The sequence below is a fragment of the Phreatobacter sp. GW821-FHT04C01 genome (genome assembly GCF_059420385.1).
This window is the reverse complement of the sequence record NZ_JBWKTP010000012.1, coordinates 163,652-181,593: the sequence shown is the minus strand read 5'-3', so window position 1 is coordinate 181,593 and position 17,942 is coordinate 163,652. Positions and strand designations below refer to the sequence as shown.

The window sequence follows — 17,942 nt, the reverse complement described above, 5'->3', positions numbered from 1 at the left end:
TGATACCGGCTTGTTCGGCCGCGGGACGTGGTTGTTTCCGGTGGCAAGGCGGTCAAACGCCGAGCCGCGACCGCAGTTCCGCCCGATAGGGACGAGACACCACCCAGAGCGTGTTGAGCGTGCGCAGGCGTAACTCCCAGCGTTCGCGTAGCCGACCGGCATGACGGTCGAGCACCTCGACATGCGGAAGGTTGACGATGGCGGCGCGATGGATGCGCACGAATGTCGCCTTCGGCAACATGCCGGCCCAGATCGACAGCGTCCGATGGTCGGTCAGCCTGGAACCGTCGACCAGCCAGACATCGGTGTAATCGCCCGCGGCGCGCAGGCCGAGGATCTCCTCGGGGACAATGCCGCGGCTGCGGCCCTGCAGTCTCAAATGGATCAAGGGCGCGAGCGGGCTCGACGCCGCCTGAACACGGGCTGTGTCGCCGGTGCTCCGGTCGGAATAGCGGGCAAGGCCGATCAACCGCGCGCAGTGGAACAGCGTGTCGATCGCCTGCCCATCCCAGCGGCGTAGCCGCGTGGTCGCATCGAAGCCGATGCAGCCGCGCAGGACGTCCCGATGGAACAGCGGGACGTTCAGGACGCTCTTGTGGTTCCGCCGAAGCATTTCCGCCTTCAGCGACCTCGCCGTCCGGGGAAGCCCCGCGACATCGTTGATCATCACCGCCTGGCCCTGAACCAGGAACTGATGCAGCCACGCGATCATCGTGACGGGCGCGTCCTGCAGATCCTCGGCGTGCTGGCTCACCCCGATGCGGTCCCATCGATGGGTGTTGCGAAACCGCAGCAGGCTTTCGTCATATTCGAACATCCAGGCGCGATCCGCCCCGGCCAGCTCGCCGAATTCCGCCAGAATGGCTGATATCGCCCGGTCGATCGGCAGGGCGAGCAGATGGACCGCGGCGCGCAACGCCCAGCCGGAACCATCCGCGGCGCCGTCCTGCCCGGTCGCGACGCTCGGCGATATCACCTCGTATGAAGGATATGGGCCGTTCAGCGGTCGGCTCCTTTTTTTCGTCCCACCAACATTCAAGAATCGGTTCGATTCGTGGCAGCATTTCAATCGGAAAAATGCATGGATACTTCAACGTGGCATCATTTTGAATTGCAATGACGGAATCGAACACGCGTTCGATAAGGGATAGAAACGATCATTGCCATATTTGCAATCGGTTCGTAAGGTTCAATTCTTATTCGCAGGCGAACGGTTGTCTCTTACGTTACGGGATAGAAAATGCGGGAGATTTGCGTGCAATGATCTGGCCATGCCGGCGGATGGCGCCGAGACCGCTCGCCGGATCATTGGCGCCGGGAGCGCCGCATTGTGCCGTCGAGCGGCGATATTCACGTGGCGGACCCGATCGGATATGTCCGGGTTGAGGGCGCTCATGCCCTTCGCGAGGGCGTCGGGCGTTTGTCGAGATTTGCGTCGAGCGCCCGTTCCACAGCGCAGTGGCGGGGGCCAGAGGAAGCCTCGTCAGGCGCCGGACGAGGGTCGCGGGCGTCGGGGACCGTCACAGAGACCGACAGGCATTCGTGGCGGCTGTGTCTGCGTCGTCTTGGCCGGGCTTGTCCCAACCATCCGCGCATGTCTGAGACGGGGGTAAGACGCCGATCTCAGCGACGAGCCCGGTCGGGGCCAGGTGCGGGGCATGCGAGGTCAGGCCAGGGCCGGATCAATCCGCTTGTGCATGCCGGTCCTGCCCGATCTGCCGCGGCACGGCGCGAAGCCTCACTCCCCCGAACGCGCCAGCCCTGGAACATGGGCCAGGATGGAGCTGGCGAAACCGCCATCGACGCGGATCGCTTCGCCGGTGACATAACGCGCGTCGCGGCTCGCCAGGAACGCCACGACATCGGCGACATCCTCGGGACGACCAACCCTTTGGAGTGGCACGATCCTGTCCCGCAGTGCGGCGATATCGGCATCTTGATAGATGGGCTCGGTCATCGGCGTGCGGATCATGCCGGGGCAAACGGCATTGACCCGGATGCCGGCCGGGCCCCATTCCTGCGCCAGTTGCCGGCACAGCATGATGAGCGCCGCCTTGGACGCGGAATAGGCGCCGTGTCCGACATGCGGTTCCAAGCCGGACATTGAGGCGATCGCCACATAGGCACCCCGGCTGCCGGCGAGCGCGGCACGGGCGGCCTGGGCGAGCAGCCAGGGCGCGCGGCTGTTGATCGCAAAGAGCCGGTCCCATTGGTCGAGCGTGAGGCCCGCAAGCGGCGCGGGCGCGGTGATGCCGGCATTGCAGACGAGCGCGTCGAGCCCGCCGCAGAAAGCCAGCGCCTCGTCGACGAGGCGCTGCGGCGTCGCGGCATCGGCAAGATCGCCGCTTACCGGCAGTACCCGGATGCCGAGCGCGGTGATCTCCGCGGCGATCGAAGCCAGTTCGGCCGATGGCCGGTTGGCCGCAACGACGATCGCGGCATCGCTCGCCCGTGCCGCGGCGTCGCGAGCAAGCCGGAGCGCGATGGCGCGGCCGATGCCGCGACTGGCGCCGGTGATCAGCGCTTTCATGCCGCCGCCCGCCGGGCCGCTGCCGCGGCAACCGTCGCTTTTGCCGCGGTGAGCGTCCGGCGCGCCCATTCCTCCGGGCCGAGCTGCGGCGCCCGGCTCTCGCTCGGCAATTCGACGCTGACGGGCAGATCCGCGGGCAAGGTCGCGAACAGGCCGACGAGATCGATGCCGCCTTCGCCCGGCAACTGGCGTTCGCAGCGCGCGACATGGATCAGGTCCTCGATCGGTGCCGTGCCCGCCGGTCCGTCGCAGATCTGGGCGTAATGCAGCCATTGGCGCGGGATCGCCGCGACATCGGCGAGCGTCGAGTTCGACCGGCCATAATGCAGCCCGTCGACCAGCACGCCGCCATTCGGCTGGTCGGCGCCGGCGACGATGCGCAAGGCGGAGGGTGCATCCGGCACCTTCGTCCAGGGCATGAATTCGAGATCGCAGGAGAGGCCGAAGGGCGCCGCGGCTTCGCAAAGCGCGGCGAAATTCGCCGTCATGCGGGCTTCATCGGTGTCGTCGCCGGCCACCAGGATTGCTTTGGCACCGAGCTTCCGGCCGACCTCGAAGAAGCGAAGGTATTGGCCTGGGTCGAAGCCTTCGCCGACCCGGATGATCTCCAGGTCGAAGACGCCGACGCCGGTATCGGCGATTACGCGCAGCGTTTCGCGCAGGGCCGCCGGGTCCTCCATCAAGGAATAGGCCACGCCGCCCGGAGAGGCCGGCAGCAGGCGGATGCCGGCGAACTGATAGCCGGTCGCGGCCGCCACCTTGACGATTTCCGGTGGCGTCAGGGCGAGCACGGTCAGATGGGCGAGCGAATAGTCCGGCGTCATGGTCTCTCTCCCTCAGGCGAGCGGCGAGATCGCGGTGGGCAGGCCGATGGTCGACTGCATGTCGCCGGTCAGCCAGTCCGGTCCGCCCTTCGGCGGCCAGACGCCCTTGGCGACGGATTCGGCGCGCACGGCGGCACGCGCGTCGAGGCTCGCATAGGGCCAGATATGGGTGAAGCGCTGCGGCCCGTCGAGCGCATACATGGCAATCGTCAGGGGCGACAGCTTGGCGCGTTCCGGCATGGCGGCCTCCCAGGCGGCACTGGTCGGGCCGACGCCGCCGAGCTTCAGGGCATAGGTGCGGATCTCGTAGACGCCGCCGAATGTGCCCGGCGCGACCGGCGGCAGAAAGGAAAACGGCGCATAGCTCTCCAGGCGCAAATGGCTGAGCGCCTCGCCGCAATGGAACGGATTGGTGGTGCCGAGCGTGCGGGTCCGTTCCGCGGCGAGCTCGGTGGCGTCGGCGAAGCCGCGCAGCACGATCAGCCGGTTGAGCTCGCCGATCTCGCTTGCCCAGCAGCCGAGCAGGCGGCCCTTGGCGGCCGGATCCTTCACATAGCTGTCGATGCCGGCAACCGCCTTGGCGGCGGTTCCAAGTCGGATGGCGAGCGTGGCGAGTTCATAGAGCATGGGTCGGCTCCGGGGTTGAAGAGGGGCGGTCAGGATCTTGCGGCAGCGGCGTGCCGCTGGCGTGATGGGCGGCGATGAAGCCGAAGGTCATGGCCGGGCCGAGCGTGATGCCGCCGCTCGGATAGTGGCCGCCCATGATGCTCGCCATGTCGTTGCCGACCGCATAGAGGCCGGTGACCGGCTGGCGGTCCGGGCCGAGCACGCGGGCATATTCGTCGGTGACGAGGCCGGAAAAGGTGCCGAGGCTGCCGGCGACGACCTTTACCGCGTAGAACGGCGCCTTGATGATCGGCGCGACGCTCGGGTTGAGCGGGTGGGCCGGCTCGCCCTGCACCCGGTTATAGGCGCTCTCGCCCCGGTGAAAGAGCGGATCGCGTCCCTCGGCCGCGTGATGATTATAGACGGCGAGGGTCTCGTCGAGGCCGCTGGGGTCGATGCCGCAGGCCGCGGCGAGCGCGTCGATGGTCGCGCCGCGCTTGAGGTAGCCGCTGGCAAGCCAGCGGCCGAGCGGGAAGGGGCGGGGGCGGGCGTGGCCGAGGCCATAGCGGCGCTGGAACCGGTGATCGCAAATGAGCCAGGCTTCCGGCGCCTCCCCCCCGGGTGTGGCGGCGAACAAGGCGCTCATCATGTCGTGGTAGGAATCCGCCTCGTTGGTGAAGCGCCGGCCGTCGCGACGCACCGCGATGAGCCCGGGCTTGGCCCGTTCGATCAGGTGCGGGAAGTGACCGAAGGAGCCATCAGGGCGTGGCACCAGCGATACCGGCGCCCAGGCGCCCGCCGTCGCGAGATCGCGGCTTACCGTACCGCCGGCGCTCTCGCCGAGCCGCAGTCCGTCGCCGGTATTGCTCGCCGGTGCCGCGGACCAATGCTCCCGGCCGCTCGGCGCATGGGGGAACAGCGCGGCCTTGCGCGCGACGTCATGGGGAAAGCCGCCAGCCGCCAGCACCACGCCGCGCCTTGCCCTGATCTCCACCATCCGCCCGTCGCTCTCGACCTTGACGCCGACCACCGCTTCGCCCTCCCGAACAAGCGCGCGCACCGGCGCCGCCGTCAGGATCCGCACCTTGAGGTCGTCGGCGGTCTTCAGCAGGGCCGCAACCAGCGCATTGCCGTTGACGAGCTGCATGCCGCGGCCGTTCAGCGCGATGTCGCGTCCATGGCGGATGAGGCGTCTCGCCACATGGCAGAACGAGGCGAAGGACGTGGTGGCATTCAGGAAATGCTTGATGTCGTCGCCCGCCGCGATGCCCATGCCGAAGGGCGAGATCTCCTGAAGCGGCGGGCGCAGGTCCTTGATCCGGGCGCCGAGCCTGCGGCCGTCGAAGGGCGCGGCGCAGACCGAGCGCCCGCCGGGGGCCGCCGCGGGGTTGTCGCTGTGGAAATCCGGGATCGTATTGCCGGCGATGAAGGCGAGCGCGCTGTGCTTCAGGAAGAAGGACACCATGCGCGGCCCCTGGTCCAGGAACATGTCGGCCAGGCGCGCGTCGTAGCGGTTGCCGAGTTCGTGGCGCAGATAGTCGCGCGGCCGCGCCGGGTCTTCGTCGATGCCCGCGGCGAGCGCCAGCGGATTGCGGGGTATCCAGAGCCAGCCGCCCGACCAGGCGCTGGTGCCGCCCAAGACCGGCTCCTTCTCGACCAGTACGACGTCGAGACCGAGAAAGGCAGCGGTCACCGCGGCCGAGAGCCCGGCGGCGCCCGATCCGACGACGACGAGGTCGCAATTGACCTCATGGCTCTCTTGCTCCGGGATGATCATGGTCGGCACGCCGTCAACTGGTTTCGCCATGGAGGGCGTGGCGGATGGCGCGATAGGCGAAGGTGATGGCGGGACCGATGGTGATGCCGGGGCCGGGATAGGTGCCGCCCATGATCGATTGCATGTCGTTGCCGCAGGCATAGAGGTGGCGGATCGGCTGGTTGTCGCGGTCGATCACCTCGGCCTGCTCGTTGGTGACGAGGCCATTGGCTGCGCCGATATCGCCGGGATAGAGCTTCACCGCATAGAAGGGCGCGGTGGCGATCGGGCCGAGCGTCGGGTTCGGCTGCTGGCCGGCATCGCCATTGACCCGGTGATAGGCGGTGGTGCCGCGGCCGAATTCGGTGTCGATCCCGGTCTTGGCGTAACCGTTCATGGCGGCGATGGTCTGGGCCAGCGCCTCGGCGCCGATGCCAAGCTGGCCGGCGAGCGCGGCAATGGATGGGGCTTCGGTCAGATAGCCGTCGGCGAGGTAGGGTTTCAATCCGCGGCCGCCCGGCCGAACCATGCCGAGCCCGTATTTCCGCAAGGCTTCGGCATCGGTGATCAGGAAGGCGGGAATGCAGGGCGCCTGAGGGTGGGTCTCGAACATGGCGCGCGAGAACAGGTGGTAGGAGACGGTTTCGTTGACGAAGCGGCGGCCGAGGCTGTTGACCGCCACCGTGCCGGGTTTGCTCCGGTCCAGAACGAAATGCGGGAACACCGCGGTCGAACCGTCCGCGCGCTTGCGTATCGAGACCGGCGCCCAGAAGGCATTGTCGAGATTGCCTTCGCCGAAGCGGGCGCCGAGGCCGAGCGCCAGGTCCTGCAGCTCGCCGGTATGGCCGGGCGCGCCCGGGCTGAACTGCGGGGTCGGCTGGTGCAGCATTTCGGCGCGCCGCGTCTTGTGGCGGTTGAAGCCGCCCGACGCCATGACCACGGCGGATCGCGCCGTGACATGCCGGGTCGTGCCCTGGCCGGCGAGCACGACGCCGGTGACCGTGTCGCCCGCGGCGGTGAGTTCGGTGACCGACGTCTCGAGCACGATATCGACCTGGCGTTTCTGCAGCGTCAGCAGCATCCGGCCGATCAGCGCATTGCCCATGACCAGGCGCGTGCCGCGCGGTCCGCTCAGCCGGTCGAGCCCATAGCGGCCGAGGATCCCGGCCGCATGGCGAAGCGAGACGGTCGAGCGGGTCAGCTTCAGCAAATGGCCGATATCGGTGCGGTCGACCATCATGCCGCCGAACAGGGTGAATTCCGGGATCGGCGGCCGCACCAGCGCCAGGGCCTCGCCGAGTTGCCGGCCGTCGAAGGGCAGGGGTTCCAGGGCGCGGCCGGTCAGCGTCGCGCCCTCCGCCTCCTGGACATAGTCCGGATGCAGCGCATAGGGCCGGAACCTGACGTCGGAACCGGCCTCGATCGCGGCGATCGCCTTGGGCGCGCTGCGCAGGAAGGCGCGGCGCATGTCGAGCCTTGAATGGTTGCCGACGACATTGGTCAGGAACCGGTCGGCCTTTTCGAAACTGTCGCCGGAACCTTTGGCGTGATGGCTGTTCGGCGCCCAGGTGGTGGCGGCCGAGAGCGCTGTCGTGCCGCCGAGATAGTCGGTCCGCTCGACCAGCAGGACGCGCTTGTCCTCGATCGCGGCGAACAGCGCCGCCGCCATGCCGGCGCCGCCCGAGCCGATGACCACCACGTCATAGGTCGCGCCGTCCTGAAGCCTGTCGAGCTTGCCGATCATCCGTGCGCACTCGCGTCCAGGCCGGATCCGGCGAGCAGGAATTCCAGCATCAGCTGCTGCTCGGCTGAATACATGTCGCCGCCGACCGAGGTCTTGCAGCCGATCGCGCGGGCGGCTTCCACCATGGGCGAGACGGCCGGCGCGGTGATCACGCAGCCGACGAACATGTCGGGCGTGAAATGCTCGACCAGAACCGGCAGGGGATCGCCGGGCCGCATGCCGGCGGGCGTCGCATTGGCGATGAGCTCGAAGCCGGCCGGATCGGGCGAGCCGACCCTGACGGGTGTCGCCGTGACCGCGGCCAGCCGCTTGATCAGCGCGTCGCGCCGCGTGCCGTCCTCGTCATGAATGGCGAGTTCGCTGACGCCGGCCTCGACCAGGGCCAGGGCAATGGCCGAGCCGGCGCCGCCGGCGCCGACCAGCAGGGCGCGTTTGCCCTTGGGCTCGCCGCCCCGCGCGCGCATGCCGCCGACGAAGCCGAGCCCGTCGAACATCTCGCCGAACCAGCCGCCATCGGCCGTGCGCCTCAAGATGTTGACTGCGCCGAGGAAGTGCGCCCGCTCGGTGGCGCTGGTGCAATGGGCATAGCAGGCGAATTTATGCGGCACGGTGACGATGATGCCGTCCATGTTCTGCGCCAGGCTCGCGCCGGCGAGCAGGTTCGGCAGATCCTTGGGCGCGACATGGATCGGCACGCAGAGCGCGTTGCGGCCATGCGCCGCGAAGGCCGCGCTCATGCCGGCCGGCGATTTCACCTGGGCGATCGGGTCGCCGACAATGATGTGGAGCCTGGTCGCTCCGTCGACTGTCACGGTCATGCTTGATGCTCCATCCCTTGTCGGGCTGTCGGGTCCGGTTTCAGTGTACGGGTTCGGGCGCCGGTTCGGCCTGGACGACGCCGAGCAGGCGCGCCTGCAGCTTGTGGTCCTGTTCGAGCAGCGCGGCGTCACCTTCGAAGGCGATGCGGCCATTGACCAGCACATAGGCCCGGTCGACCATCGGCAGCACGGTTTCGGCATGGTGCTCGACGATGACCATGGCGACCTTGCCGCGCAAACGGACCAGCGCCTCCATCACCTCCTTGACGACGGCGGGCGCCAGGCCCTCGAACGGTTCGTCGAGCAGGATCAGCTTGCTCGGCATGACCAGGGCGCGCGCGATCGCCGCCATCTGACGCTCGCCGCCGGACAGGCTTTCGGCCTTGGCGCGCTGGCGCGTCTTCAGGCGCGGGAACAGCTCGAACACGTCGTCGAAGGAGAGCCCGCCCGGCCGCGCGGCGATCTGCAGGTTCTCCATGACGGTCAGGTTGGGGAACAGGCGCCGGCCTTCCGGCACCAGGGAGATGCCGAGCCGGTTGATCTCATAGGTCCTGGCCGCCGTGATGTCGGTGCCGTCGAAACGCATCGTGCCGGAACCTATCGCCAGGCTTCCCGTCAGCGCGCGCAGCGTGGTGGTCTTGCCGACGCCGTTGCGGCCGAGCAGGGCCACCGCCTCGCCCTCGCGGACGATCAGGCTGAGATCGTCGAGCACCGAGGAGCCGCCATAGCCGACCGCGACATTCTCCACCACCAGCAGCGGCTTCGACGCGGTCGCGTCGGTGCGCGCCACGGCGGGCGCGGCGGCCACCGCCTCGCCGTCCCGGGCGGCGCCGAGATAGGCGGCGATGACTTCCGGATTGGAGCCGACCTCGGCCGGCGGGCCATCGGCGATGAGGCGGCCCTGATGCAGCACGGTGATCCGGTCGGACAGCGCCAGCACCCGGTCGATGTCATGCTCGATGAGCAGCACCGCGTGCCGGTCGGCGAGCTTGCGGATCAGCGCCGCCACCACCTGGCGGTCGGCTTCGGCAAGGCCTGCGAGCGGCTCGTCGAGCAGCAGCAGCTTGCAGTCGGTGGCGAGCGTCACGGCGATTTCCAGGAGCCGCTTGGCGCCATGCGGCAGATTGGCCGAAGCTTCGGCCGCCTGGTCGGCGAGGCCGACCGCATCGAGGATCGACCAGGTCCGGTCGTTGATGTCGGTGAGCGCATAGGCGTCGCGGATCAGTCCGCCGATGCCGTGGCGCTGCGCCTGCACCGCGACCCGGACATTCTCGAACACGGTGAGGTTCGGGAAGATCGACAGGATCTGGAACGACCGGCTGATGCCGAGGCGCGCCCGCGCATACATCGGCAAGCCCGTGATGTCCCGGTCCTGGAAGGTGATGCTGCCGCTGTTCGGCGGCAGCACGCCGGTCAGCATGTTGAAGAAGGTGGTCTTGCCGGCGCCGTTCGGCCCGATGATGCTGTGGAGGCGGAAGGGCAGGACGTCGAGGTCGATGTCTTTTGCCGTGACCAGGCTGCCGAAGCTCTTGCTCAAGGCCCGGACCGACAGGATCGGCCTGTCGGCATCGACCTCGATCGAGGCGCTTTCGTAAGGTGCGATGACGGCCGGGCGCTGCGGGATCGCCGCGCGCGTCAGCGTCCAGCGCTCGCGGCGCAGGAGCCTTTGGGCGAGGCCCTGAATGCCTTCCGGCGACAGCAGTGCGAAGGCGATGATGATGGGAGCGAAGATCAGCCACCAGTTCTCGGTCAGCGCCGAGAGCCGGTTCTCCAGCACGATGAAGGCGATGGCGCCCCAGAGCGGCCCGAGGAAATGGTGGACGCCGCCGAGCACGGTCATCAGCAGGGGATCGCCGGCATGCTGCCAGCTGAGATTATTGGCATAAACACCCTGCAGCATCAGGGTCAGAAGCCCGCCAGCATAACCGATGACGCCGGCCATCAGCGTGAACGAGCCGAGCTTGATCCAATAGGTGTTGTAGCCGAGGCTCGCGGCGCGCTGCTCGTTGTCGCGCACCGCCTGCAGAACGCGGCCGAAGGGAGCATGCACCAGCCGCCAGAGGAACCACAGGCCGGCGACCACGCTCGCCACCGTGAAGACGTGGAAGGCCATGTCGCTGCCGAAGGACGGCCGGGGAATGCCCTGGATGCCGTTCTCGCCGCCGGTGACGCTGGTCCATTTGAACGCGAGTTCAAAGGCGATTTGGGAGAACGCGAGGGTGAGCAGCGAGAAATAGAGGCCGCGGCGCCTGAGAATGATCAGGCCCATGGCGAGCGCCATGACCATGGAGAAGACGACGGACAGCGCGAGGGCGGCGAATTCATTGCCGACCACGCTGACGATGGCGAAGGCGACCGCATAGCTGGCGCAGCCGAAGAACACCGAGGCGCCGAACGGCACCAGGCCGGTATAGCCGATCAAGAGGTTCACGCCGGCGCCATAGAGCGCATAGATGGCGATCTGGGTGACCAGCGAGATCGGTGCGCCGAGCGTGGTCCACAGCACGGACAGCCCGGCCAGGACGGCGGCGGCCCAGAGGACCGGATGGGTCAGGAGCGAGCGGGCCTTCATTCGAATCTCTCCCAACGCTCGCCGAACAGGCCACGCGGCCTGACGAGCAGGATGATCGCCATCAGCACGTACATGGCCGCGCCCGAGGCTTCCGGTTTGAACTGGATGGTCATGGCCGTGACGATGCCGACCAGCAGGCCGGCGATGATCGCGCCGTTATAGGAACCGAGCCCGCCAATGGTGACGATGACGAAGGCCGGCATGATGGCGCCGGCGGCCATGGACGGATTGACCGTCCAGAGCGGCGCGGCGAGCATGCCGGCGAGCCCCGCGAGCAGGCAGCCGAGGCCGAATACGCCCGACAGCACGCGCGGCAGGTTGATGCCGAGCAGGCCGACCATTTCGCCGTCGCGCGAGCCGGCGCGCAGGATCCGGCCATAGGGGGTGTAGACCAGGAAGGCCCAGAGTCCGATCAGCGCCGTGACCGTCGTGCCGAGCACGAACAGCCGGTATTTGGTGATCAGGATCGGGCCATATTCGACGAAGCCGGAGAGGAAGCGTGGTGCGCTGAACGGCACCGGCGCGCCGCCATAGGCAAGCCGCAGCAGGGCCTCGATCAGCAGCGCCAGCGCGAAGGTCAGGATCAGGCCGAGCAGTGGCTCCTTGCCGTAGAGCCTGCGGATCAGCACGAATTCCACGACCATGCCGACGAGGCCGGTCAGAACAGGCGCCAGCCAGATGGCGGCCCAGCCGAACTGGCGCGACAGCGACAGCGCGAAATAGGCGCCGAGCGCGAAGAAGGCGCCATGGGCGAAATTGACGATGCCGAGCAGGCCGAAAATGATCGACAGGCCAATGGCGATGAGCACGTAGAGGAAGCCGAGCACGAGGCCGTTGACGGCTTGGGACAGGATCATGTCGAGCATGGGGCACCTTCCGGGGCGACGACACCGGCGGAGACGGCCGGTGTCGTGCCTGGCTCGCTATCGAGCGGTCATGGTGTCGCGAAGGGATCGGACGGGGTTGAGCGCCGTCAGAGTCCGTCCATGGTGCAGCCGATCTGCTGGGGCGTGCCGAAGATCGCGTCCATTTCGGCGGCATTGCGCGGCAGCGAGGCCTTGGCGTCGAAGAAATCCCACCGGTCGGTGATTTGCGGCTTGGTCTCGACGACCAGCGTCCGGCGCAGCATCTGGTGGTCGAAGTCGCGGAACTTCGAGGCGTGGTCGCCCTCCATGAACGACCAGCGCTCGAGGCCGCCGACGATCGCGGCGGGCTCGGTCGACTTGGCGAGCTCGATGGCGCCGAGCAGAGCCCGCATGCCGGTCCAGCCCATCCAGGCTTTGTCGGCCGCCGGCCGGTTGTGCTTCTTCTGGTAGGCCGCCGCGAAGGCCTTGTCTTCGGCCGAGTTGTCGGGGTTGTTGTAGTACCACATCTTGGTGAAGACGCCGGTCGCCGCCTCCGCGCCGACGCCCCAGATGTCGGTGTCGCCAATGGCGATCTCGGCGAAGGGGATGCGCCCCTTCATGCCCAGTTCGTTCCACTGCTTGAGGAAGGTCGTCAGGTCGCCCGCCGCGATGCCGCCGATGACGGCGTCGGGCCTGGCCTGGCGGATCTTCAGGATGAACGAGGAATAATCAGGCGTATTGACCGGCACCTCGTCCGCACCGACCACGGTGCCGCCGGCCTGTTTCAGGTAGTCGGCGAAGGCGTTCCGGATGTCCTGGCCGAAGGCATAGGAGGCGGTCAGCAGGTACCATTTCTTGCCATAGGTGAGCACATGCGGCGCCAGGATCCGCGACTGGACGTCGACCGGCGGCTGGGAGCGGAACGTATAGCGGTTGCAGGCCTTGCCGGTGAGGTCGGCGGCCGCCGCATTGGCCGCGACGAAGGGGATCTTGGAGCGCTTGGCGACCGCCGAGATCGCCAGCGCCGTCGATGACAGCGCGCCGCCGATCAGGCCGACCACCTTGTGTTCGTCGATCAGCCGCTGGGCGTTCTGCTGGGCGCCCTGCGGATTCGGCTCGTCCAGCCAGACGATTTCGGCGGGCCGGCCGAGCAGCGTGCTGTTGATCTGCTCGAGCGCCAGGACGCCGCCCTGGGCGAGATATTCCGACTGGTCGACAATGGTGCCGGTCTTGGCCCAGAGCATGCCGATCTTGATCGGCTCGGCGGCGCGCGCATCACCGATATAGGGCGCGGCGAGCCCGGTCGCGGCGAGGCCGCCGGCGCCGATCAGCAGGCTGCGCCGGCCGATCAGGCGCGGCTTGGTCAGGTCTTTCGGCATGTCACTCATGGGTGTCCTCCCGAGGCTGGTCTGTTGTTCTGCGGCATGCCTGCCGGTGACCGGCGCGTCCGTCTGTTGGCGGAGCTATAGATCAAACTGGAATCGCATTCCAGTAGAATATTTGAAACTGGAATCCGGTTCTGGTATTGCAATTCGGGCCGGATGGAGTTGAGTCCTGCTGCAGCCCGGATGGAGGGACCTCGCGCCATGTCGAAAGTCAGGATCGCAATTGTCGGGGCCGGAGCGATCGGCCGGGCTCATGCCGAGGTGATCGCCACGGGCGAGGTGGCGGCGCTGGCGGCGATCGTCGATCCCACGGAAGCGGGCAGGGCGGTCGCCGGCCGCCATGGCGTGCCGTGGTTCGCCGACCAGGACGCCCTGCTGGCGGCGGGCGGGGTGGATGCCGCCCTGGTCGCGACGCCGAACCAGACCCACCTGCCGGTTTCACTTGCCTTCATCGCGCGCGGCATTCCCGTGCTGGTCGAAAAGCCCATCGCCAGCACGCTCGCCGAAGGCCGGGCGCTGACCGAGGCCTCCGAAAAGGCCGGGGTGCCGGTCCTGGTCGGCCATCACCGCCGGCACAATCCGATCGTCAAACGGGCCCGCGAACTGGTGCGCTCGGGCGCGCTCGGCCGCCTGACCTCGGTCTCGGTGCTCTCGACCTTCCTGAAACCCGACAGCTATTTCGAACTGGAATGGCGGCGGCGCGCCGGCGGCGGTCCGGTGCTGATCAATCTCATCCACGAGATCGACCTGATCCGCTTCGTCTGCGGCGAGATCGATGCGGTGCTCGCGGTCACCTCGAACAAGGTCAGGGGCTTCGATGTCGAGGACGGCGCGGCGGTGATCCTGCGGCTGGCCGGCGGCGCCCTGGTGACGGTCAATGTCTCGGACACCGCGGCCGCCCCCTGGAGCTGGGACATGTCGTCGCGCGAAAGCCCGCTTTATCCGGCGCTGCCGGCGCCGGTGAATTCGCATTACCTGTCGGGCACGGCGGCGTCCCTGTCCCTGCCGCAGCTCGAACTCTGGCGCTATCCGGGCAAGGCCGGCTGGCACGAGCCGATCGCGCGCGAAATCGTCGAGGTCGTGCGCGCCGACCCCTATGCCGAGCAGATCCGCCATCTCTGTGCCGTCACCCGCGGCGAGGAGCAGCCGGTCATCACCGCGGCCGACGGCACACGCACGCTGGAGGCGACCCTTGCCGTGCACGAGGCCGCCAGGATAGGAGCGCCCGTTGCCCTGAGCTATGGACAATAGCTGTGCTGAACGGAGGATCGCAGATGGTCGCGGCGCAAGATGAAGGCACCGGCCCGTCCGGACTGCTGGAGAGAACGCTCGGTGTCCTCGAGATCCTGGCGCTGAACGCCCATGGCATGCAGCTCTTCGAAATCGCCGACAAGCTGCACATTCCGCGCAGCGCCACCCATCGTGTCCTGACCAGCCTGGTCGAGCATGGCTATGTCCGCCAGGAGCGCTATCACGGCGCCTATCTGCTGACCGCCAAGATCGCCTCGCTCGCCTTCACCTTCCTGTCCGAGAGCGGCATCACCGATCTCGCCCAGCCGATCCTCGATCGCCTGGCGCGCGAGACCGGCGAACTCATCCGCCTCGCTCTGGTCGACGACCAGCGGCTGATCTGGGTCGCCAAGTCGCAGGGCGCCCAGTTCGGCCTGCGCTACGACCCGGACATGGGCCGCGAGGGCAGGCTGTCCTGTTCGTCGAGCGGGCATGCCTGGCTCTCCACCATGAAGGAGGAAGACGCGCTCGCCATGGTCGCCAGGCAGGGCTACGGCTCGCGCGAGGAATATGGCCCGCGTGCACCGCAGACCCCGCAGGCGCTGCTCAAGCATCTGAGGGCCGCGCGCAAGCGTGGTTATGCCTTCGTCGTCCAGGCCTTCACGCCCTGGATGAACGCCATGGCGGCGATCATCCGCTCGCCGGTGACCGGCGAGGTGACCGGCACGGTCAGCATTGCCGGCCCGCATGTCCGCCTCACCGAGGCACGCATGCAGGAGCTCGCGCCGCTGCTGCTGGCCGCGGCCAAGGAATTGTCGCTGGCGAGCGCCGCCTCGCCGACCCTGTCCGGCCGCGCCGGCGGCGAGCCGCGCGAAGGCCTGGTGCCGCTGATCTGAACCGCATCGGCCCGCCCGGTGCCCGAACAAGAACTGCCCGGGAGGCATTCGACATGCGTGTACTCGTCACCGGCGGCAAGGGGTTCCTCGGCGCCTGGATCGTCCGCCGCCTGCTGCGGCGGGGCTGCGCCGTCAGGGTCTTCGACGTCGCCGAGGACCGGCGCCTGGTCGAGGCGATCGGCGGCGCCAGGGCGGCCGAAGTGGCATGGCGGATCGGCGATATCGTCGACGGCGGCGCGGTCTCGGCGGCGGCCGCCGGCTGCGACGCGATCGTCCACCTCGCCGGCATCCTGACGCCCGCCTGCCAGGCCGACCCGGTTCGTGGCGCCGGGATCAACCTGATCGGCACGCTGAACGTTTTCGAGGCCGCGCTCGCCCACGGCATCAGCCGGGTGGTCTATACCAGCAGCGCCGGCGTCTATGGTCCCGACGACGGCATGACGCCGCGTCCGACGACCCATTACGGCACATTCAAGCTCGCCTGCGAGGGCAGTGCCCGGGCCTATCTCGCCGATCGGGGCCTCGCCAGCATCGGCTTCCGGCCCTTCATCGTTTACGGCCCCGGGCGCGAGACCGGCCTGACCGCCGGGCCGAGCCTCGCCTGCAGGGCCGCGGCGCTCGGCCAAAGCTATCGCATCCCCTATGGCGGCAGCGCCGGCCTGGTCTTTGTCGACGATGTCGCGGCCGCCTATGAAAGCGCCATCCTGCGCGATCCCGCCGGCGCTCATGTCTTCAACCTGGTCGGCACCACTGTTTCCAATGACGATGTCATCGCCGCCATTCACGCGGCGATCCCGGATGCCGCCATCACCGCCGGCGGCCCGGCCTTGCCTGTTGCCGCCGATGTCGATCCGGGCGGGGTCGACGACATCCTGCCGGGCTTGCCGCGGACCAGTCTCGCCGAGGGCATAGCCCGCACCGTCGCCTTCTACCGGCAGGGGGAGCGGCTCCCATGACCTTGCCGCGGCTTGGCGCCCATACTTTCGGCTTCGCCTGGGATCGCGATGCCGAGGCCACCTTCGAGGCTCTCCTGGCCGCGGGCTTTTCGACCTTGCAACTGATGGCCGCGCCGCCGCATTACGACCCCTGGGTCAACGACCCCGCCTTGCAGCACCGGCTCCGCGCGCTCATCGACCAGGCCGGCGTCGAACTGCTGGCGCTCGATCTCGCGAGCAGCGACGTCAATCTCGCCAGCCCGTCGCGCGCCGTGGTGGATTTCGCCGTCGATGCCTATGGTCGGGCGATCGATCGCGGCGCCGAGCTCGGCGCGCGCGGCATCTGCGTCGCCTCCGGCCGCCGCCATGCCCTGGCGCCACAGGCGAGCGACCGGCTGCTCGATATCTATCGCGACGCCTTCGAGCGTATCCTGTTGCGCGCTGAGGAGGCCGGCCTCGGGGTGGTCCTGGAGAACCATCCGAGCGGCCTGCTGGCCGAAGCCGCAGCGATCGAGCGCTTCCTGGCCGAAGGCGGCTATGACGGCGTTTCGGTCGCCTATGATGTCGCCAATGCCGCGGCCATCGGCGAAGACCCCACGGCCGGCCTGAAGCGGCTCCTGCCGCGGCTCGGCATCGTCCATCTCTCGGACGCGCCGCGCGGCCAGTGGCGGCATGACCCGGTCGGATCGGGCGACATCGATTTCGCCGCGATCGGCGAAACGATAGGCCAGCTCGGCTTCGCCGGCCCGGTCGTGCTCGAGATCATTTCGGGCCAGCCGCTCGACGATGTCGTCGCCGGCCGTGAAAGGCTGCTGCTCGCCGGCTGGCGTTTCGCCGGTCCAGGCCCGGTCAGCGCTTCAGGTTGACCAGCACCACGCCGCCGAGCGCCAGCGCACCGCCGGCGAGGCCCAGGGGGCTCGGCACCTCGGCGAGCCAGAGGAAGCCGATCAGGGTCGCCACCGGCGGGATGCAATAGAGGAAATTGGCGGCGCGTGCCGCCGGCAGGCGCGACAGGGCGGTGGCCCAGGCGGCATAGGCGATGAGCCCGGGCACGATGGCGAGATAGACGACCGCGAACAAGGCGGCCGGGCTCGCCTGCAATGCCTGGGCAAGACCGTGGGGCAGGCCCGGCGACAGGCAGAGCGCGCCCAGGATCATGTTGCTGGCGGCGACCGTCAGCGGCTTATGGCGGGCGAAGAGCGGCTTCTGGACGATGGTCGAGACCGCCGTGCAGACCGCCGCGCCGAGGATCATCAGGGCGCCCATGCCGAAATTCAGGCCGTCGCCCTCGCCGAGCGCGATCAGCCCGACCCCGGCAAAGGAAATGGCCGTACCGAGCCAGGCCAGCGGCGAGAAACGCTCGCCGAGCAGCAGTGTCGCCATCGCGGCGGTCATGACCGGACTGACATTGATGATGAAGCTTGCCGCGCCCGACGGCACCGTCTGCTCGCCGGCATTGAGCAGCAGCGTATAGAGCGCGACGAAGACGAGGCCGCCGAAGCCGAAACGCCAGGCCTCGCCGAGCGTCGGCCAAGCCGGCCGCATCACCGCCAGGAACAGCGCCGCCGGAACGGCGGCCATGGCGAAGCGGACGGCACCGAGTTCGAGCGGCCCGAAACCGGCAAGGCCGGCACGGATCGCCGGAAACGACGAGGCCCAGCCGATCACCGTGATGGCCACCGCCGCCATGCTGATGCCGTCGACCTGCGGTCGCAAGGAGGTGCTGGGGGTCATGCTGCTCATTGGTCGGCCCATGGTGATCGAACCCTGGGCTTGTCGGGCGGCCGGGCCCGATTGACAA

The 17,942-nt window shown here is 68.4% G+C and carries 15 protein-coding genes; 4 read left to right on the top strand and 11 right to left on the bottom strand.

The window, feature by feature from the left end; genetic code table 11:
• Nucleotides 1–52 precede the first annotated feature (52 nt).
• The 10 genes from AC07WJ_RS32625 to AC07WJ_RS32580 all read right to left on the bottom strand — a co-directional run bounded on the left by AC07WJ_RS32625 (nt 53) and on the right by AC07WJ_RS32580 (nt 13,083).
• Nucleotides 53–976, bottom strand: a complete 924-nt coding sequence (locus tag AC07WJ_RS32625) for a LytTR family transcriptional regulator DNA-binding domain-containing protein (RefSeq protein ID WP_494938892.1) — start codon at nt 974–976, stop codon at nt 53–55.
• Between the two features lie 762 nt (nt 977–1,738).
• Nucleotides 1,739–2,530, bottom strand: a complete 792-nt coding sequence (locus AC07WJ_RS32620; RefSeq protein WP_494938891.1) for an SDR family NAD(P)-dependent oxidoreductase — start codon at nt 2,528–2,530, stop codon at nt 1,739–1,741.
• The gene (locus tag AC07WJ_RS32615) at nt 2,527–3,354 is read right to left on the bottom strand and encodes a sugar phosphate isomerase/epimerase family protein (protein WP_494938890.1); all 828 of its coding nucleotides are present in this window, start codon (nt 3,352–3,354) and stop codon (nt 2,527–2,529) included. Before AC07WJ_RS32615 ends, AC07WJ_RS32620 begins: the two co-directional genes overlap by 4 nt.
• A gap of 12 nt (nt 3,355–3,366) precedes the next feature.
• A complete protein-coding gene (locus AC07WJ_RS32610; RefSeq protein ID WP_494938889.1) occupies nt 3,367–3,981 on the bottom strand; it encodes an NIPSNAP family protein in 615 nt (204 codons plus the stop codon).
• Nucleotides 3,971–5,737 carry an FAD-dependent oxidoreductase gene (locus AC07WJ_RS32605; protein ID WP_494938948.1) on the bottom strand — a complete coding sequence of 589 codons (1,767 nt, stop codon included), beginning with the start codon at nt 5,735–5,737 and terminating at the stop codon, nt 3,971–3,973. Before AC07WJ_RS32605 ends, AC07WJ_RS32610 begins: the two co-directional genes overlap by 11 nt.
• Before the next feature lie 13 nt (nt 5,738–5,750).
• Nucleotides 5,751–7,460 (bottom strand): FAD-dependent oxidoreductase, encoded by a 1,710-nt coding sequence (locus tag AC07WJ_RS32600; RefSeq protein ID WP_494938888.1) that lies wholly within the window; start codon nt 7,458–7,460, stop codon nt 5,751–5,753.
• Nucleotides 7,457–8,278, bottom strand: a complete 822-nt coding sequence (locus AC07WJ_RS32595) for a shikimate dehydrogenase family protein (RefSeq protein WP_494938887.1) — start codon at nt 8,276–8,278, stop codon at nt 7,457–7,459. The genes AC07WJ_RS32600 and AC07WJ_RS32595 overlap by 4 nt, the downstream gene beginning before the upstream one ends.
• A gap of 40 nt (nt 8,279–8,318) precedes the next feature.
• Entirely contained in the window at nt 8,319–10,850 is a 2,532-nt protein-coding gene (locus AC07WJ_RS32590; RefSeq protein WP_494938886.1) for a branched-chain amino acid ABC transporter ATP-binding protein/permease, read from the bottom strand.
• Nucleotides 10,847–11,716 (bottom strand): branched-chain amino acid ABC transporter permease, encoded by an 870-nt coding sequence (locus AC07WJ_RS32585; protein ID WP_494938885.1) that lies wholly within the window; start codon nt 11,714–11,716, stop codon nt 10,847–10,849. The genes AC07WJ_RS32590 and AC07WJ_RS32585 overlap by 4 nt, the downstream gene beginning before the upstream one ends.
• A 107-nt stretch (nt 11,717–11,823) precedes the next feature.
• On the bottom strand, nt 11,824–13,083 hold the full coding sequence (locus tag AC07WJ_RS32580) for an ABC transporter substrate-binding protein (RefSeq protein WP_494938884.1): 1,260 nt from the start codon (nt 13,081–13,083) through the stop codon (nt 11,824–11,826).
• Nucleotides 13,084–13,281: 198 nt separating this feature from the next.
• Here AC07WJ_RS32580 and AC07WJ_RS32575 point away from each other — a divergent pair, with 198 nt between their 5' ends.
• The 4 genes from AC07WJ_RS32575 to AC07WJ_RS32560 are packed head-to-tail and all read left to right on the top strand — an operon-like array spanning nt 13,282 to nt 17,007.
• On the top strand, nt 13,282–14,331 hold the full coding sequence (locus tag AC07WJ_RS32575) for a Gfo/Idh/MocA family protein (RefSeq protein WP_494938883.1): 1,050 nt from the start codon (nt 13,282–13,284) through the stop codon (nt 14,329–14,331).
• Between the two features lie 23 nt (nt 14,332–14,354).
• Entirely contained in the window at nt 14,355–15,206 is an 852-nt protein-coding gene (locus AC07WJ_RS32570) for an IclR family transcriptional regulator (protein WP_494938882.1), read from the top strand.
• 53 nt (nt 15,207–15,259) lie between these two features.
• Entirely contained in the window at nt 15,260–16,162 is a 903-nt protein-coding gene (locus tag AC07WJ_RS32565) for an NAD-dependent epimerase/dehydratase family protein (RefSeq protein ID WP_494938881.1), read from the top strand.
• Nucleotides 16,159–17,007, top strand: a complete 849-nt coding sequence (locus AC07WJ_RS32560) for a sugar phosphate isomerase/epimerase family protein (RefSeq protein ID WP_494938880.1) — start codon at nt 16,159–16,161, stop codon at nt 17,005–17,007. The genes AC07WJ_RS32565 and AC07WJ_RS32560 overlap by 4 nt, the downstream gene beginning before the upstream one ends.
• On the opposite strand, the gene AC07WJ_RS32555 is transcribed toward AC07WJ_RS32560, so the two are convergent.
• A complete protein-coding gene (locus AC07WJ_RS32555) occupies nt 16,991–17,884 on the bottom strand; it encodes a DMT family transporter (protein WP_494938879.1) in 894 nt (297 codons plus the stop codon). The two genes, AC07WJ_RS32560 and AC07WJ_RS32555, sit on opposite strands and share 17 nt — an antisense overlap.
• Between the last annotated feature and the right edge of the window lie 58 nt (nt 17,885–17,942).

Coding starts and splice junctions, on each gene's coding strand:
- AC07WJ_RS32600 (WP_494938888.1), bottom strand. CDS start 7,460: ATGATCGGCAAGCTCGACAGGCTTCAGGACGGCGCGACCTATGACGTG.
- AC07WJ_RS32610 (WP_494938889.1), bottom strand. CDS start 3,981: ATGCTCTATGAACTCGCCACGCTCGCCATCCGACTTGGAACCGCCGCC.
- AC07WJ_RS32555 (WP_494938879.1), bottom strand. CDS start 17,884: ATGAGCAGCATGACCCCCAGCACCTCCTTGCGACCGCAGGTCGACGGC.
- AC07WJ_RS32615 (WP_494938890.1), bottom strand. CDS start 3,354: ATGACGCCGGACTATTCGCTCGCCCATCTGACCGTGCTCGCCCTGACG.
- AC07WJ_RS32570 (WP_494938882.1), top strand. CDS start 14,355: ATGGTCGCGGCGCAAGATGAAGGCACCGGCCCGTCCGGACTGCTGGAG.
- AC07WJ_RS32565 (WP_494938881.1), top strand. CDS start 15,260: ATGCGTGTACTCGTCACCGGCGGCAAGGGGTTCCTCGGCGCCTGGATC.
- AC07WJ_RS32580 (WP_494938884.1), bottom strand. CDS start 13,083: ATGAGTGACATGCCGAAAGACCTGACCAAGCCGCGCCTGATCGGCCGG.
- AC07WJ_RS32585 (WP_494938885.1), bottom strand. CDS start 11,716: ATGCTCGACATGATCCTGTCCCAAGCCGTCAACGGCCTCGTGCTCGGC.
- AC07WJ_RS32560 (WP_494938880.1), top strand. CDS start 16,159: ATGACCTTGCCGCGGCTTGGCGCCCATACTTTCGGCTTCGCCTGGGAT.
- AC07WJ_RS32595 (WP_494938887.1), bottom strand. CDS start 8,278: ATGACCGTGACAGTCGACGGAGCGACCAGGCTCCACATCATTGTCGGC.
- AC07WJ_RS32605 (WP_494938948.1), bottom strand. CDS start 5,737: ATGATCATCCCGGAGCAAGAGAGCCATGAGGTCAATTGCGACCTCGTC.
- AC07WJ_RS32590 (WP_494938886.1), bottom strand. CDS start 10,850: ATGAAGGCCCGCTCGCTCCTGACCCATCCGGTCCTCTGGGCCGCCGCC.
- AC07WJ_RS32575 (WP_494938883.1), top strand. CDS start 13,282: ATGTCGAAAGTCAGGATCGCAATTGTCGGGGCCGGAGCGATCGGCCGG.
- AC07WJ_RS32620 (WP_494938891.1), bottom strand. CDS start 2,530: ATGAAAGCGCTGATCACCGGCGCCAGTCGCGGCATCGGCCGCGCCATC.